This is a genomic window from Paroceanicella profunda (assembly GCF_005887635.2).
In the GTDB taxonomy this organism is placed as follows: Bacteria; Pseudomonadota; Alphaproteobacteria; order Rhodobacterales; family Rhodobacteraceae; genus Paroceanicella; species Paroceanicella profunda.
The window spans coordinates 1,893,323-1,908,435 of the sequence record NZ_CP040818.1 but is presented as its reverse complement, the minus strand read 5'-3'; the positions used below and the strand labels follow the sequence as shown (position 1 = coordinate 1,908,435).

Below are 15,113 nucleotides of genomic sequence, written 5' to 3'. Positions count from 1 at the left end.
GCCTCCCCCGGCGGCAGGGTTTCCATCCGGCCGATGGCGGCGGGCGGACGGCACGTGAGCTGCTGCGGGCAACCGGCAGCAGGCGGACAGCAGACGGACCGGCAGCAGGCACGACGGCAGCGAAGTCGATCCCCGACCGGTCCGATCCCCCTTCGGCGGCCGGCGCCCGACCCCCGACACGCCGGGCGGAGGCGCGGCACCGGCTCAGGCCCTGTCCGCCGAACGGTGCCCGTCCCCTCTCCCCGGCAACGGCCATGGCGGCTCAGAGGATTTCCAGGTAGCGGCGCAGCTCCCATTCGGTGACCTGTCGCGCGGCCTCCAGCGCCTCGTGCCGGCGGGCGAAGGCGAGATGGTCGACGAAGGCGTCCCCGAACAGGGCGCGCGCGGTGTCGGAGGCCTCCAGCCGGTCCGCCGCCGCGTGCAGGTCCCGCGGGAAGCGGCGGGCGGGCTCCGGCGTCACGAGATAGGCGCTGCCCTCCTGCGGCGGCGGCGGGGTGGCGCCGGTCTCGATGCCGTGCAGCCCGGCGGCCAGCACGAAGGCCATGGTGGCATGCGGGTTCGTGTCTGCCGCCGGAACGCGGAATTCCAGCCGGGTCGCCTCCGGCGTGTCGGTGATCACCCTCACGGCGCAGGTGCGGTTCTGCACCCCCCAGCTGGCCCAGGTCGGCGACCATGCCCCGGGCACCATGCGGCGATAGGCGTTCACCGTGTGCGCGGGCAGCGCCAGCATCTCCGGCATCAGCGCCAGCACCCCGCCGAGGAAATGCCGCGCCAGCTCCGACAGCCCGTCCGGCGCGTCCGGATCCGCGAAGAGCGGGGTTCCGCCCGCGTCGCGCAGCGAGATGTGGAAATGGCCGGACTGGCCCGGCAAATCCGGCCGCAGCTTGGCGAGGAAGGCGGCGGTGAGGCCCCGGCGCAGGAAGAAGGCCTTGGCGAAATTCTTGAACAGCGCGGCGTCATCGGCGGCCTTCACCCCCGCCTCGGCCTTCAGCGGGGCTTCGAAACAGCCCGGCCCCAGCTCGGTGTGCAGGCTGTCCAGCCCGATGCCCAGCCGGGTCATGCAGGCGGTGAAATCGGCGAAGAGCTCCTCGTTCACGGCGGCGGATTGCAGCGAGTAGGTGCGGTTCGCCTTGGCGTAGTGTTCCAGATCGCGGAACGCCTTGGCACGCAGGCTGTCGGGCGTCTCCTGCAGCAGGAAGAACTCGAACTCGAAGGCCGAGAGCGGCGTGACGCCCATGTCCGCGGCGCGCTCCAGCTGGCGCAGCAGCTGGTTGCGCGGGGATTTCTCGCCGAATTCGCCGTCGAAATCCGCGATCCACACGCCCGCCCCCTCCGCGAAGGGCCAGCGACGCAGGGTTTCGGGGAAGAGTGTGCAGGGGCGATCGATGTAGGTGTCGGTGTCCGACCAAGTGCGTTCCGCGCTGTCCCAGGCGTGGAGCACCTCGCAGAAGCTGTAGCCGTCACGGGCCAGCTTCTCCGCCTTCGCGGCCTCCACGCGCTTGTGGCGGAAGATGCCGTCCAGGTCGAAGATCCCCAGGTGCATCGCGGTGATGTCCGCGGGAAGCCGCGGCGGCGCGGCGCTCATCGGCGCGCCCCGGCCGCGGCGCGCGCAGTCAAGTTGCTGTATGTCACGCGTTTTTCTCCCCCATCGGTCCTTGAGCAGTGTGGCGGCGCCGGGCCGGAGGCTCAAGCCTTCTCCGCGCGGCGGGAGGAAATCTCCGCGCGCGGGGGCTGGACGGCCCTCCCGAGACGCCTGCAAGGGCGCGCCTCGTGTCGGGCGCATCTCCACGCGCGGGCACCGGGAGGACCGCCGGCGTCCGGGCACGACGCCGGCGCCCGGGCACGGCGGCGGCGCGGCACGGGCGGGGCGTGTTTCGCGACCGGGGCGCGGCCGCCCCGGCATGCGGAAGGGCCGCGTCCCGGGGGGGACCGCGGCCCTGTCGGCGGTGCGGGGGGAGGCGCGCTTACCGGGCGGCGAAGCGGTCGCGCAGGAAGCCGGTCGCCTGGGCGATGGCGGCGCGGGTGCCCGGCAGGTCGGCAAGCGCGTTCAGCATCACGAAATCGTGGATCGTGCCGGCGTAGCGGGTCTGCACCGTGGGCACGCCGGCGGCGATCAGCTTCGCCGCATAGGCTTCGCCCTCGTCGCGCAACACGTCGTTGGCCGAGGTGATCACCAGCGCGGGCGGCAGGCCGGCCAGCTGCCCGGGCGTCGCGTTCAGCGGCGAGACATGGATGTCCTCGCGCGCGGCCTCCTCCGGCAGGTACTGGTCCCAGAACCACGCCATCGCGGCGCGGGTGAGCCAGGGGCCCTCGGCGAACTGCGCGTAGGACGGGGTGTCGAGCCCGGCGTCCGTCACCGGGTAGAACAGGAGTTGGGCGACGAGGGCGGGCGCGCCGCGTTCCTTGGCCAGAAGGCTGACGACGGCGGTCATGTTGCCGCCCACGCTGTCACCGGCGATGGCGATGCGGGCCGGGTCGATGCCGAATTCCTCCGGATGCTCGGCCACGTGGCGGGTCACGGCGTAGTCCTGCTCGACGGCCACCGGGTAGCGGGCCTCGGGCGACCGCTCGTACTCCACGAAGATCACCACGGCGCCCGCGCCGGCCGCGATCTCGCGCACCAGGCGGTCATGGGTGAGCGTGTCGCCCATCACCCAGCCGGCACCGTGGAAATACACCACGGCGGGGGCGGCATCGCCCAGGCCGGCCGGGCGCAGGATGCGGATCTTCGTCGTGCCGGTCGGGCCGACGGGCAGGGTCCGGTCCTCGATGTCAACGGCGGGCGCCGCCACCGGGCCGGACTGGGCGCCGTGCAGCACCTCGCGGGCGTCCGCTGGGCTGAGGGTGTAGATCGGGGCGCCCTTCGCGGTGGCCGCGACGAAGGCGGCGGCATCGGGATAGAGCACCGGCCCGGCCTCGGCACTGCCGGTGGCGAGGGCGAGGATTGCGGCGCCGGCCTTCAGGAAACCGTGGGTCATGATCGTGTCACCTTTCGTATCGCTGTCGATTGCATCGTGTGCGATTTAATTAGGCGACTGTCGCAGCCACGTCAATAGCGCGATAATATCGTGCGCGATATTTTTATGCGATGACGGCGAAACGCGCCCCGCACCGCGGCGGAGCGCGCATCGGGCGGGGCTGCCCAGACGGGCCGGATCACATGGGCCGCACGCCCTGTGCCAGCATGGTCATGCCGGGGATCATGGTCTCCACGCTCGCCTCGGCGAAGCCGGCGTTGCCCAGCGCCGCGTCCAGCCAGGCATCGTCGAGCGAGCGCGCCTCCGGCGTGAAGGCCGTGTGCTGGAGCTGCCAGAGCGCGGCGAGCTTCGGGCCCGTACGGTCGGATTTCACCACGAAATCATGGATCATCAGCCGCCCGCCCGGCGAGAGATGCTGGTAGGCGCGGCTCAGCAGCCCGTCATGCGCCTCCCCCGGCACGCCGGAGAACAGGTAGGACATCAGGATCGCGTCCTGCGCCTGCGGCCAGTCCGCCTGCAGCGCGTCGCCCGGGGCGTAGTGGATGCGGTCGTCCAGCCCGGCCTGCTTCACATAGGCGGTGCCCAGCGCGGCGACATTCGGGAAATCGACGATCGTCACCTCCAGCTCCGGCCAGGCCTGACACAGGGTGATGGCGAAGGCCCCGGTGCCGCCGCCGACATCGAGCAGTTGCCGCGCCTCGGAGAGGTCCACGCTGCGCGCGAGGCTGCGCGCCGGGCCCAGCGAGCCGGAGTGCTGGCTGGCGGAGTAGAGCTCGGCCTCCCCCGGGTCGGAGAACCAGTCGGCGTAGGAGGCGGTGGCCTCCTCGGGCAGGGTGTTGTCCAGCGCCTTCTCGATCTGGTCGAGCAGCGGATACATCTGCCGGTCCACCTGCAGGCGCAGGTAATCGCCGAAATCGTGCTTCGCCCCCTTCACCAGAAAGGCCTCGGCGGCCGGGGCGTTCGCGAAGCACTCCCCCTCGACCGACACCAGCCCGAGCGCGGCCAGCGCCGTGAGAAGGGTGCGCGCGCGCTCCGGGTGCAGGCCGGTGGCGGCACCCGCCTGCTCGGCGGTGAGCGACTGCCCGGAGAGCGCGGTGAATACTCCGTGGTGGAGGGCTGCGAAAAGCGCTTTCGATCCCATGAATCCGAAGGCGACGTCGGAAATCTCTTCGGCCCTGGTGAGAAGTGTCATGCAAATGTCCTCGACGCGATCTGGCAGGATTTTCGGTGGAATGACCGGAATGCTACGCGGTTTTTCGGCAGCGCACCACCCGCGGGCCGGATTTCCGCTCCGAAGGTGGGCAGGGCCGCGGTCCGCCCGGCGCCGAACCGCCCTGCCCGCCGGCCCGGCAGCGCCCTTCCCGCGTCCGGCACCGGCGCCCTTTGCGGGCGGATACCGAGGGCGCGCCCTGCCTCGGGGGCCGCCCTGCGCGTCCCAGACACGGGCGCGCAGCGGCCTCGTCCGCTACCGCCTGCCCCACCCCGCTCGGCGCCGCCACCGGGCGCCCACAGACCATCCGGACGGCGGGATTCGCAGCGCCCTGCACTCCCCACAGCCGGGCCGCCCCAAGCGGGCCTGCCGGTCCCCACATATCGCAGTCCGGCAGTCCGGCAGTCCGGCAGTCCGGCAGTCCGGCAGTCCGGCAGTCCGGCAGTCCGGCAGTCCGGCAGTCCGGCAGTCCGGCAGTCCGGCAGTCCGGCAGTCCGGCAGTCCGGCAGTCCGGCAGTCCGGCAGTCCGGCAGTCCGGCAGTCCGGCAGTCCGGCAGTCCGGCAGTCGAAGACGGCTCGGGGGCCGGGCCGCACCGGTCAAGGGGGCACGTGCGGGGGGCTCAGTCCCGCGGGCGCACGCGGTAGGCGCAGCGGCGGGCGCCGGCGAGAATATGGTCCTCGCGCTCCACGCTCACCTCCGGGCCGAGCAGCGCGCGAAAGGTCGCGAGTTCCGCCCGGCACAGCCCCTGGCAGGCCCGGGCCGCCGCGCAGATCGGACAGTGGTTCTCGATGAACAGCAGGCCGGCCGCGCCCTCGTCGCGCCACTCGGCCATGTAGCCCTCGCGGCTGCGCGCCGCGGCGAGGGCGGCGAGGCGGCCGGACAGCGCGGTCTCCGGCGCAAGCGCCGCGGCATAGGTGGCGCGCGTTGCCGCCTCGCGCCGGGAGATCAGGGTGTCGAGCCCCGCATCGCCGAAGGCCTCGCGCGCCGCCTCGATCAGGCCGAGGGTGAGGTCCGCGTGGCGGTCGGGAAAGCGACCATGCCCGCGTTCGGTGAGATGCCAGAACTTGCGCGGCCGGCCCCTGCCCCGCGGCCGGGCCTCGGCCCGCACCAGGCCCAGCGCCTCCAGCCGGGCGAGATGCTGCTGCGCGCCCGCAGCGGTCATGCCGAGGGCGGCGCCGAGGTCGGAGATGGTCTGCGGCCCGGCGCTCTTGAGCAGCCAGAGCAGCCGGTCTCCCGTGGCGGCGGATCCGTCGCCGGGCCCCTGATATGGCATTGACATGGGTTCTCCAGGCCGATTATTTAAAGTAATGACTTTATAATACAGGATCTCGTCGTGGACAATCCCTCATCCGGCAACCGGCCCACCGGGTCATGGCGCGAACTGCTCACCCCGCGCTATGCGCCCAGCCTGCTGCTGGTGTGCCTCGGGGTGTGGCTGCACGCGGCCGACAGCCTGCTGGTCTCCACGATGATGCCCTCGATCGTGGCCGACATCGGCGGCACGCGGCTGATCTCCTGGACATCGGCGCTCTACGAGGTGGGCTCCATCGTGGCCGGCGCGATGAGCGGCCTGCTGTCGATGCGCCACGGCGTGCGCCTGCCGATGGCCGCCCATGCGGCGGTCTACGCCCTCGGCTGCGCCCTGTCGGCGGCGGCGCCGGAGATGTGGGTGATGCTGGCCGGGCGGCTGCTGCAGGGCTGGGGCGGCGGCGGGCTGGTGGCGCTGAGCTTCGTCTCCGCCAGCCGGTATTTCCCCGCCCATCTCACCGCCCGGGCCATGGCGGCGATCTCCACGCTCTGGGGGGTCTCGGCCTTCCTGGGGCCGCTGATCGGCGGCATGTTCGTGGAATACGGCAGCTGGCGGGGCGGTTTCGCGCTGTTCATGCTGCAGGCGGTGGCGCTCACCGCCTGGATCCTGATGCGCTCGGCCGACATGCCGGGGAAATCCGCCGCCGCGGCGCGGGAGCAGGGCCGCATCCCGGTGCGGCGGCTGGCCTGCCTGGCCGGGGGGGTGGTGCTGATCGCCTTCGCCGGCATCGAGGTGACCGCGCTGCGCACGCCGCTGCTGGTGCTGGCCGGGCTCGGCTGCCTCTGGGTGTTCGTGCGGATCGACGGGCGGGCCGGGGCCGGCCGCCTGCTGCCGGCGGGGCCGCTGAACCTGCGCCAGCCGGCGGGCGCCGCGCTGGTGATGATCTTCTGCTTCGCCGCCGCGACCATCACCATGAACATCTTCGGGCCGCTGCTGATGGCCCGCATCCACGGGACATCGGCGCTGCTGGCGGGCTACATCATCGCCGCCTCCTCGGTGTCCTGGACGGTGATGGCGGTGCTGGTCTCCGGCGCGGCGGAGCGGCATGACGGGCGGCTGATCCTCACCGGCATGGCGCTGATCACCGTGAGCGTTGCCGGCTCGGCCGCGGCGCTGCCGGCGGGGCCGCTGTGGCTCATCACCCTGCTGGCGGTGCTCAAGGGCGGCGGGTTCGGCATGGCCTGGACCTTCATCCTGCGCCGCGCCCGGGCGCTGGCGCCGGAGGGCGAGCTGGAGCGTGTCGCCGGCGCCTTCCCCACGGTGCAGCGCATGGGCTACGCCGTGGGGGCGGCCTGGGTTGGGATCGTGGCGAACGCCTTCGGGCTGGACGCCACGATGGACCTTGCAACCGCGCAGCGCGTGGCAGCGGCGATCTTCATCGCCTGCCTGCCGCTGGCCGGGGTCGGGCTGGTGGCCGCCGCGCATTTCGTGCGGATGCCGGCGCGCGCGCCCTCGCTGCGCGCGGCCTGAGCCGGCTCAGCCCCGGGTGATGCGGCCGGCGAAGCAGCCGCGCCGGGCATAGTGCGCGTGGATCTCGGTGATCTCCGGCATCTCGAACAACCGGTCGATCAGGCCTTCCACGGCGGTGCCCTCGACGACATCGGCGTCGCGCATCATGCCCTCCTCATCGAAGCCGCGCAGGGAGAGGAGGCGCGGGCGCATCACCTCCGGCACGGTGTCCACCCGGTCATAGGCGGTCTCCGCCCCCTCGATGACGAAGATCGCGAGGGTGGCGCGGTAGGGCGAGGCCGCGGGCTGCGACACGTGGTTGAGCAGCAGCACGGTTTCGCCCTCCCGGGCATGGCGCAGCTCCACCCGGTCCGGGAAGTCCGGCGCCGCGCCGGCGGTCATCCGCAGAATGCCCCGGGCGGCGAGAATGTCGGTGTCGAGGCCGTAAAGCGGCAGGAACGGGTCGGCCGCAAGGCCGGTGATGCGGAAGGACATGGGCAGGCTCCCCTGGAGTGTGACAGGCCCCCTGCCTAGCCGCCCCGGGCCCGGCCGGGCCACCCGATTCCTGTGATTGCGGCGCGACGCCGGGGGCACCTTCCCCGCCCTGCGCCGCGGGCGTTTCCCGGGCAGGCGCCGGCACATCCTGCCCTCTGCCCTCTGCCCTCTGCCCTCTGCCCTCTGCCCTCTGCCCTCTGCCCTCTGCCCTCTGCCCTCTGCCCTCTGCCCTCTGCCCTCTGCCCTCTGCCCTCTGCCCTCTGCCCTCTGCCCTCTGCCCTCTGCCCTCTGCCCTCTGCCCTCTGCCCTCTGCCCTCTGCCCTCTGCCCTCTGCCCTCTGCCCTCTGCCCTCTGCCCTCTGCCCTCTGCCCTCTGCCCTCTGCCCTCTGCCCTCTGCCCTCTGCCCTCTGCCCTCTGCCCTCTGCCCTCTGCCCTCTGCCCTCTGCCCTCTGCCCTCTGCCCTCTGCCCTCTGCCCTCTGCCCTCTGCCCTGAGAGGCTTCGCCGGAGGTCGGTGCAGCGCAAGCCCTCATGGCTCCGTCATGTCCGTGCGGCAGGCGGTGCGAAAAGTGGCGGGACGCGGCGCGTGCGGTCCCTGCGGGGAGAGGGCGGGTTGGTCGGGACAGGGGGGCGCTCGCAGGCGGCGGGCCATGCGGAGAGGTCGTGCCGGGACACCTCGCCCGGGGGTCGGTCCGGGATATTTCGCCTCCCGCGGGGCGATGGCGGCGGCCCAGGGGCGGGTGGCATTCGCCCGGCAGCCCTCCCGGTGAGGGGCGGGCGGGACAGGGGGCCGCGCGCCGGTGGCGGATCAGCCGAAGAGGTCGCGCTGCGGGGGGTCTTCGCCGGGGCCCGGCCCCGGGGGCTCCGCATCGAGGGGCGCGATGGCGGACGCGCCTTCGAAGCGGGTGGCGTTCACCTGGCGGCTCACCCGGTGGAAGGCGAGCTCGCCGTCGAGATGCCGGGCGAGCAGGGCCGCGGCCGCCTCGGCACCGGTGGCGGAGGACAGCCACTCCCCGTAGGCGTCGGGCGCGAGAATCACCGGCATGCGGTGATGCAGCCGGTCGATCGGCGCCACGGCGGGCGCGGTGAGGATGGTGCAGCTCGTCAGCCCCAGCCGCTCGTTGCGCGCCCAGAGCCCGGCGAAGGAGAAGGGCCGCCCGCCGGGCAGGTGCAGGTACCAGGGGTCGCGGCCACCGTCCTCGCCCTTGGTCCACTCGAAGTAGCCGTCCGCCGGAATCAGGCAGCGCCCGGTGCGGAACGCCTCGCGGAAGGCGGGCTTGGTGGCCGCCGTCTCCGCCCGGGCGTTGAACATCGGGTATTTCGGCACCTCCTTCGCCCAGGGCGGCACAAGCCACCAGCGCCCCTCGTCCAGCACCTCGCCGTCATCCTCTCCCGCCCGCACGAAGAGCACGTCCTCGGTGGGGGAGATGTTGTAGCGCGGCGCGGTGTTGCGGGCGATGTCGCCCTCCGCCGTGAGGTTGTAGAGCCGGTGGATCTCGGCCCAGGAGAGGTGGTGGGTGAAGCGTCCGCACATCCCCCGGGCCCTCCGCGTCAGAGGCCCGCGGCGGAGAACAGCGCCTTCAGGTCGGCTTCGGGCCGCGCGCCGTAATGCGAGATGATCTCGCCCGCCGCTATGCAGCCCATGCGCCCGCAGGCCGCGAGGTCGCGCCCGCTCACCAGCCCGTGGAAGAAGCCGGCGGCGAAAAGGTCGCCCGCCCCGGTGGCGTCCAGCACCCTCGCGGCGGTGGCCGGCACCTCGATCGTGTCCTGCCCGTGCAGGATGATGGCGCCGCGCGCACCCACCGTGCAGGCCACCAGCGCGCAATCGGCCCGGGCGGCGTCCAGCGCCGCGGAAAGCGTGGACACCTGGTAGAGCGACATCAGCTCATGCTCGTTGGCGAAGAGCAGGTCGAGGTCGGTGCGGATCATCTTCAGGAAATCGTCGCGGTGCCGGTCCACGCAGAACGGGTCCGACAGGGTGACGGAGGCGCGCCCGCCCGCGGTCTTGCAGGCCGAGATCGCCTTGGCGAAGGCCTGGTGGCTCTCCGGCCCGTCGAAGCGGTAGCCCTCGAGGTAGAGCCACTCGGAGCCGGCCATCAGCGCCTCGTCGATGTCCGAGGGGGCGAGGAACTCGGAGACGCCGAGATAGGTGTTCATCGAGCGCTCGCCGTCGGGCGAAACCATCACCATGCAGCGCCCGGTCTCGGCCTCGTGGTCGGCGGGGGCGAGCGGGGTGACATAGGTCGCGCCCTGGGCGCGCAGGTCATGGGCGAAGATGGCGCCGAGCTGGTCGTCCTTCACCTTGCCCACATAGGCGGTGCGATCCCCCAGCGCCGCGAGGCCGGCGATGGTGTTGGCGCCGGAGCCGCCGGAGATCTCGGTCGCCGGGCCCATGTGGCCATAGAGCTCGGCGGCGCGCGGGCGGTCGATCAGGGTCATGATGCCCTTCTCCACCCCGTGCTCGGCCAGGAAGGCGTCCTGCACCGGGGCGATGACATCCACGAGCGCGTTGCCGATTCCGGTGACCTGATGGGATTTCATGCGGTTTTTTCCTCGAATGTGCAGAGATCGTTGATGAGGCACAGGCTGCAGCGCGGCGCGCGGGCCGTGCAGGTGTAGCGCCCGTGCAGGATCAGCCAGTGATGGGCGTGAAGCTGGAACTCGGCCGGCACGTTGTCCTCCACCGCGCGCTCCACCACGTCGACATTCCTGCCCGGGGCGATGCCGGTGCGGTTGCCCACGCGGAAGATATGCGTGTCCACCGCCTGCGCCGGCTGGCGGAACCACATGTTGAGCACCACGTTCGCGGTCTTGCGCCCCACGCCGGGCAGCGCCTGCAGGGCGGCGCGCGAGGAGGGCACCTCGCCGCCGTACTGCTCCTCCAGGATCCGCGAGAGCTTGATGACGTTCCTGGCCTTGTTACGGTAGAGACCGATGGTCCTGATGTGCTCGATCAGCCCCTCCTCGCCGAGGGCGAGCATCTTCGCCGGCGTGTCGGCGATCTCGAACAGCGCCTTCGTGGCGCGGTTCACGCCCTTGTCCGTGGCCTGGGCCGAGAGGGCGACGGCCACGAGCAGCGTGTAGGCGTTCACATGCTCCAGCTCTCCGCGGGGTTCGGGCTCGCGGGCATGGAAGCGGGCGAAAATCTCCCGCATGGTGTTGAAATCGAGCTGGGTCGTCATGAGCCGGGACATTGCACCGCCGCCGCGCCCGGAGCAAGGGGCCGGCGCGGCCGAAGCCCCCAGGGGCGCGCGAAAGGAGCCGAGGAATGAGCGATATCTCCGAGGAACTGGCCCGCGCCCGCGAGGTGATCGCCGAGGCCGAGCGCCGGCTGCGTGCCGCGATCCGCCAGATGCCCGACAGCCCGCGCCGCGGCCGGCTGGCGCAGGAACGCTGGGCGCTGTGGCAGATGCTGGGCCGCGACCGGCCCTATTTCAGCCAGGCCGGGCAGGACGAGTTCCTCGACCGCACGGTGTTCCGGCGCAAGCGCGGCGGCGTGTTCGTGGAGGTGGGCGCCTATGACGGCATCACCGGCTCGAACACCGCCTTCTTCGAGGCCTTCCGCGGCTGGACCGGCCTGCTGGTGGAGGCCGCGCCGCACCTGCATGCCCAGGTCTGCGCCAACCGCGCGAGCCCCTGCCTCAACCTCGCCGTGGCGGCGCAGGAGGGCGAGGCCGACTTCCTCGACATCCGCAGCGGCTACGTGCAGATGGGCGGGCTCCTCGACACGCTGGGCGCCGGGGCCCGCGCCGCCATCGAGGCTGACAGCCGCACCCGCGCCGAGGTGATCCGCGTGCCCACCCGCCCCCTGGCGGACATCCTCTCCGGTGCCGGGCTGCGCCGCATCGACTACATCTCCATCGACATCGAGGGCGGCGAGGAGGCGGTGCTCGCCGCCTTCCCCTTCGCGCGCTTCGAGATCGCCGCCTGGAGCATCGAGGTGAACGAGGCCAGCCCGGCGATCGCCGCCATCATGGACGCGGCCGGATACCGCCTCGCCGCGCATGTCGGCGTGGACCAGATCTGGCTCCACAAGGGCTGAGGCGCCAGCACCGGTTTCCCGCGCTGCCGGACCCTCCCCGCACGGGCCGTTCCGCACTGCCCGCCGGGCGTTGCCGCCCCCGCGCCGCCCGTCGCGCACTGCCTTCCTCGAGCTGCCCGCCGGGCGCTGCCTCCCCCGCGCTGCCTGTCGCGCGCTGCTGGTCGCGCACTACATCCCTCACGCTGCCCGGCGCGCGCTGCGTCGCTCGCGCTGCCCGTTGCGCACGGCCGGTCTCGCCGTGCCTGTCGCGCCCTGCCCGCCACGCGCCGGCCAGCCCCGGCCTCTCCGCACTGGCCGACGTGCCACGCCCCGAAGCGCGCGCGCCGTCCCGCCACGCCGGCCGCCGATGCCCGAACAGGGGATCCCCCACCGGGCCGCGCGGGCGGGCGGAGCGTGCCCGCAGGCCCGGCTCCTTCGCGAATCGGCCCCTGCGCCGGGGCACCGACAGGGCCGGTCAGCCCTGCGGACCGGCCTCCCCGACGGCTGCGCCATGCCCCATGACGGGGGCCGTTCCAGCCCCGTCCGGTGCAGCCCCCCGCCTTCGGCCTGATCCCGGGAAGGGGCCTCCGCGGCGCACCTCCCGCCACGGCCTCGCCCGCCGCGATGGCCCGGAGCCGCTCAGCGCGCCGCCGGTCTTCCCACCGGCCCGGGCCGCGGAGCGGTCACCGCCCGCGCGCTTCGCGCCGGCCAGCGCCCCGTCCCCGGCAGGCTCCCGGTCGCGGCTTCGGGGCGGGGGCCTGCGGGCCTGCGGGGCACGCAATCCTGCGAGAAGGGATTTATCCCTGCGCCAAAACGGTGTTTCATGCGGGGACATCAGGGGCTGCCGGAACATGTCATGAGACTCCACCACCTGAACTGCGGAACCCTGCGCCTGTTCCGCGCCCCGCTCGTCTGCAGGGTGCTCCTGCTGGAGACCGACAACGGGCTCGTGCTGATCGACACCGGCTTCGGCATGGGCGACATCGAGGACCCCGTGACCCGGCTGGGGCCGATCCGCCACCTGGTCCGGCCGGACCTGGACCCGGCGGAAACCGCCCTGCGGCAGATCGAGGGGATGGGCCTGCGGCCCTCGGACGTGCGCCACATCCTGCTCACCCACGGCGACCCGGACCATATCGGCGGGCTGAGCGACTTTCCCCATGCCAGGGTGCACATGAGCGCCGAGGAGGCCCGCGCGCTGCACGACCAGCCCAGCCTTCCGGAGCGGCACAGGTATCGCACCGCCCAGATCGCCCATGGCCCGGACATCGTCGCCCATGCGCCGGGGGAGTGCAACTGGCAGGGCTTCGCCGGGGTGACCGTGCTGGACGACATCGCCGAGGGCCTGCTTATGGTCCCGATCCCCGGCCACTCCCGCGGCCACAGCGGATATGCGGTGCGCCAGGGCAACCGCTGGCTGCTGCACGTGGGCGACATGTTCTACCACCGCAGCACGCTGGAGGGCGGTTTTGGCGGCATGCCCTGGGCGCTGCGCAGCCTCGAGACCCTCGCCGCCTTCGACCGCCATGCGATCGCCGCGAACCACCACCACGCGGCGGACCTCAGCGCTCGGGCGCGCAACGACATCGACATCGTCTGCACCCACGACCCCTCCGGTTTCTGACCCGCCGCGCCGGGCGGGGCCGCCCCGACCCCTGCCCGGCAGGCCGGGAACGGCGCCCCCCGGAACGGCCTTGCGGGCGCAGCCCCGCGCAAGCCGCCCGCGGGGCGCGGAGGCACAGGATTCGGGTCGCCGGCCTCCGGGCGGCAGGCTATCCTGCACGCGACACCCAAGTCAGGAGAGACGAGATGACCGAGCACAGCCCCCGCGCCTATGACGTGATGGCCGAGGCGATCCGCCTGATCGGCGAACGCCGGGAGGACCAGCCCACGCTCGACGCCCTCGCCGCCGAGATGGGCATGAGCCCGGCGCATTTCCAGAAGCTGTTCAGCCAGTGGGTGGGGGTGAGCCCGAAGCGCTACCTGCAGTATCTCACGCTCGACCACGCCCGCGCCCTGCTGCGCGAGCGCTTCACCGTGCTCGACACCAGCCTGGAGACCGGCCTCTCCGGGCCGTCGCGCCTGCACGACCTGTTCCTGCGCTGGGAGGCGATGAGCCCCGGCGCCTATGCCGCCGGCGGCGCCGGGCTCGACATCCGCTGGGGCTGGTTCGACACGCCGTTCGGCGAGGCGCTGGTGATGGGCACGGACCGCGGCCTGTGCGGCATCGCCTTCGCCGCGGAAACCGGGCGGGACGCGGCAATGGCCGACCTCTCCGGCCGCTGGCCCGCCGCCCGCTTCCGGGAGGACCCGGACGCCCTCGCCCCCCTCACCGGCGGCGTGTTCGGCGGTGGCGGCCCGGCGGCGGGCGGCGAGACCCGGCTGTGCCTGATCGGCGCGCCCTTCCAGATCAAGGTCTGGGAGGCCCTGCTGCGCATCCCCACCGGCCATGTGACCACCTATTCCGAGATCGCCCGGGTGATCGGCGCGCCGAAGGCCGCGCGGGCCGTTGGCACCGCGGTGGGCCGCAACCCGGTCAGCTGGCTGATCCCCTGCCACCGAGCGCTGCGCAAGTCCGGCGAGCTGGGCGGATACCACTGGGGCCTGCCGGTCAAGCGCGCCATGCTGGCCTGGGAATCCGCCCGCGCCGACGCGGAGCGCCCCGTCCCCGCATCCGCCGCGGCGCCCGGACCGACCGCGGCCTGAGCCCGGCGCCGGAGCCGCACCGCGGCGACACGGAGGCCGGGGGCTCGATGCCCCCGGCCTCCGCTTCCCCCCGCGTACCGCCGCCGCCCCGCGTTTCCCCCGCGTACCGCCATCACCTCGCGTGCCATCGTGACTCCGCATTCCCCGCGCGCCGCCCTCACCCCGCGTTCCCCGCGCGTGCCGTCACCCCGCGTTCCCACCGCGCACCGCCGTCACCCCGCGTTCCCGCTGCGCACCGCCATCACCCGGCGTTCCCACCGCGCGCCGTTATCAGCCGGCGCCCCCCCCGCGCGCCGCCATCGCCCCGTGCTTCCCCTACGGGCTGCAACCGTGCCGTATCTCCCCCCCGCGTGTCACCTTCGCCCCGCCCACTTATGCCGCCGCTGCCCTGCGCACCTGCGCCGGAGCGCCCTGCCGCACCGTCGCCCCCGGCTGACGTCCCGAGCCAGCGCAGGGACGCGGGCAAGGTCGCCGCATGGCCGGATCGCGGCCTCTGCCGCACCGTATGCGCCTGCCGGTCGCGGCCCTTGCCAACCAGCCCGCGCCGCTGGACTGCCCGCCGTCTGCGCTGCCGGATCGCAGCCTCTGCCGCACCCTCCGCACTGCCGGGGCGCGGGCTCTGCCGCACCACCTGCACTGCCGGAGCGCTGCCCCTGCCGCCCCGCTCGCGCTTGCGGGTCTCGGCCCTTGCCCCGTTGCCGGCCCCGTCTGCCCTGTGGTCCAGCGGGGCCGTGTTCCCGACGGGAGAGGAGAAGCCGTCGATCACACCTGCCACGTCGACACGCGCCCTTCCCTGAACCGTCGCGCCCGCCCTTGCCCGGCGAGGTGCGGGACGGCACGCCGCCGACCCGCGGGGCATCCTCCGGGAGGAAGGGAGCCTCGCCGCGCCCGCGGAGGTGCCCTGCGCAGTCCCCGCACGACGCGGGCCCGAACCGCGGCGCATCGG

Annotated in this window: 12 protein-coding genes; 4 read left to right on the top strand and 8 right to left on the bottom strand. The window is 73.2% G+C overall.

The genetic code is table 11. From position 1 onward, the window contains the following. Nucleotides 1–262 precede the first annotated feature (262 nt). From FDP22_RS08515 to FDP22_RS08495, 4 genes are all read right to left on the bottom strand, one after another. Complete coding sequence (locus FDP22_RS08515; RefSeq protein ID WP_138572135.1) at nucleotides 263–1,585, bottom strand: glutamine synthetase family protein; 1,323 nt, start codon at nucleotides 1,583–1,585, stop codon at nucleotides 263–265. 379 nt (nucleotides 1,586–1,964) lie between these two features. Continuing rightward, nucleotides 1,965–2,978 (bottom strand): alpha/beta hydrolase, encoded by a 1,014-nt coding sequence (locus FDP22_RS08510; protein ID WP_138572136.1) that lies wholly within the window; start codon nucleotides 2,976–2,978, stop codon nucleotides 1,965–1,967. Between the two features lie 178 nt (nucleotides 2,979–3,156). After that, nucleotides 3,157–4,170, bottom strand: a complete 1,014-nt coding sequence (locus tag FDP22_RS08505; protein WP_138572137.1) for a methyltransferase — start codon at nucleotides 4,168–4,170, stop codon at nucleotides 3,157–3,159. Between the two features lie 638 nt (nucleotides 4,171–4,808). After that, on the bottom strand, nucleotides 4,809–5,468 hold the full coding sequence (locus tag FDP22_RS08495; protein WP_138572138.1) for a helix-turn-helix transcriptional regulator: 660 nt from the start codon (nucleotides 5,466–5,468) through the stop codon (nucleotides 4,809–4,811). 54 nt (nucleotides 5,469–5,522) lie between these two features. Between FDP22_RS08495 and FDP22_RS08490 the strand changes: the two genes are divergently transcribed. Continuing rightward, a complete protein-coding gene (locus tag FDP22_RS08490; RefSeq protein ID WP_170317638.1) occupies nucleotides 5,523–6,968 on the top strand; it encodes an MFS transporter in 1,446 nt (481 codons plus the stop codon). Nucleotides 6,969–6,974: 6 nt separating this feature from the next. On the opposite strand, the gene FDP22_RS08485 is transcribed toward FDP22_RS08490, so the two are convergent. The 4 genes from FDP22_RS08485 to nth form a co-directional block, all read right to left on the bottom strand. Further along, nucleotides 6,975–7,442 (bottom strand): DUF1203 domain-containing protein, encoded by a 468-nt coding sequence (locus FDP22_RS08485; protein ID WP_138572140.1) that lies wholly within the window; start codon nucleotides 7,440–7,442, stop codon nucleotides 6,975–6,977. A gap of 806 nt (nucleotides 7,443–8,248) precedes the next feature. Next, entirely contained in the window at nucleotides 8,249–8,974 is a 726-nt protein-coding gene (locus FDP22_RS08475; RefSeq protein ID WP_138572141.1) for an SOS response-associated peptidase, read from the bottom strand. Nucleotides 8,975–8,991: 17 nt separating this feature from the next. Then, nucleotides 8,992–9,981 carry an adenosine kinase gene (locus FDP22_RS08470; RefSeq protein WP_138572142.1) on the bottom strand — a complete coding sequence of 330 codons (990 nt, stop codon included), beginning with the start codon at nucleotides 9,979–9,981 and terminating at the stop codon, nucleotides 8,992–8,994. After that, nucleotides 9,978–10,622, bottom strand: coding sequence for an endonuclease III (gene nth, locus FDP22_RS08465; protein WP_138572143.1), 645 nt, complete (start codon nucleotides 10,620–10,622; stop codon nucleotides 9,978–9,980). Before nth ends, FDP22_RS08470 begins: the two co-directional genes overlap by 4 nt. Nucleotides 10,623–10,708: 86 nt before the next feature. On the opposite strand from nth, the gene FDP22_RS08460 reads away from it, so the two are divergent. The 3 genes from FDP22_RS08460 to FDP22_RS08450 all read left to right on the top strand — a co-directional run bounded on the left by FDP22_RS08460 (nucleotide 10,709) and on the right by FDP22_RS08450 (nucleotide 14,167). Next, complete coding sequence (locus FDP22_RS08460) at nucleotides 10,709–11,482, top strand: FkbM family methyltransferase (protein WP_138572144.1); 774 nt, start codon at nucleotides 10,709–10,711, stop codon at nucleotides 11,480–11,482. Nucleotides 11,483–12,317: 835 nt separating this feature from the next. Continuing rightward, complete coding sequence (locus FDP22_RS08455; protein ID WP_138572145.1) at nucleotides 12,318–13,085, top strand: MBL fold metallo-hydrolase; 768 nt, start codon at nucleotides 12,318–12,320, stop codon at nucleotides 13,083–13,085. 218 nt (nucleotides 13,086–13,303) lie between these two features. Further along, nucleotides 13,304–14,167 (top strand): methylated-DNA--[protein]-cysteine S-methyltransferase, encoded by an 864-nt coding sequence (locus tag FDP22_RS08450; protein ID WP_239031928.1) that lies wholly within the window; start codon nucleotides 13,304–13,306, stop codon nucleotides 14,165–14,167. Nucleotides 14,168–15,113: the final 946 nt, after the last annotated feature.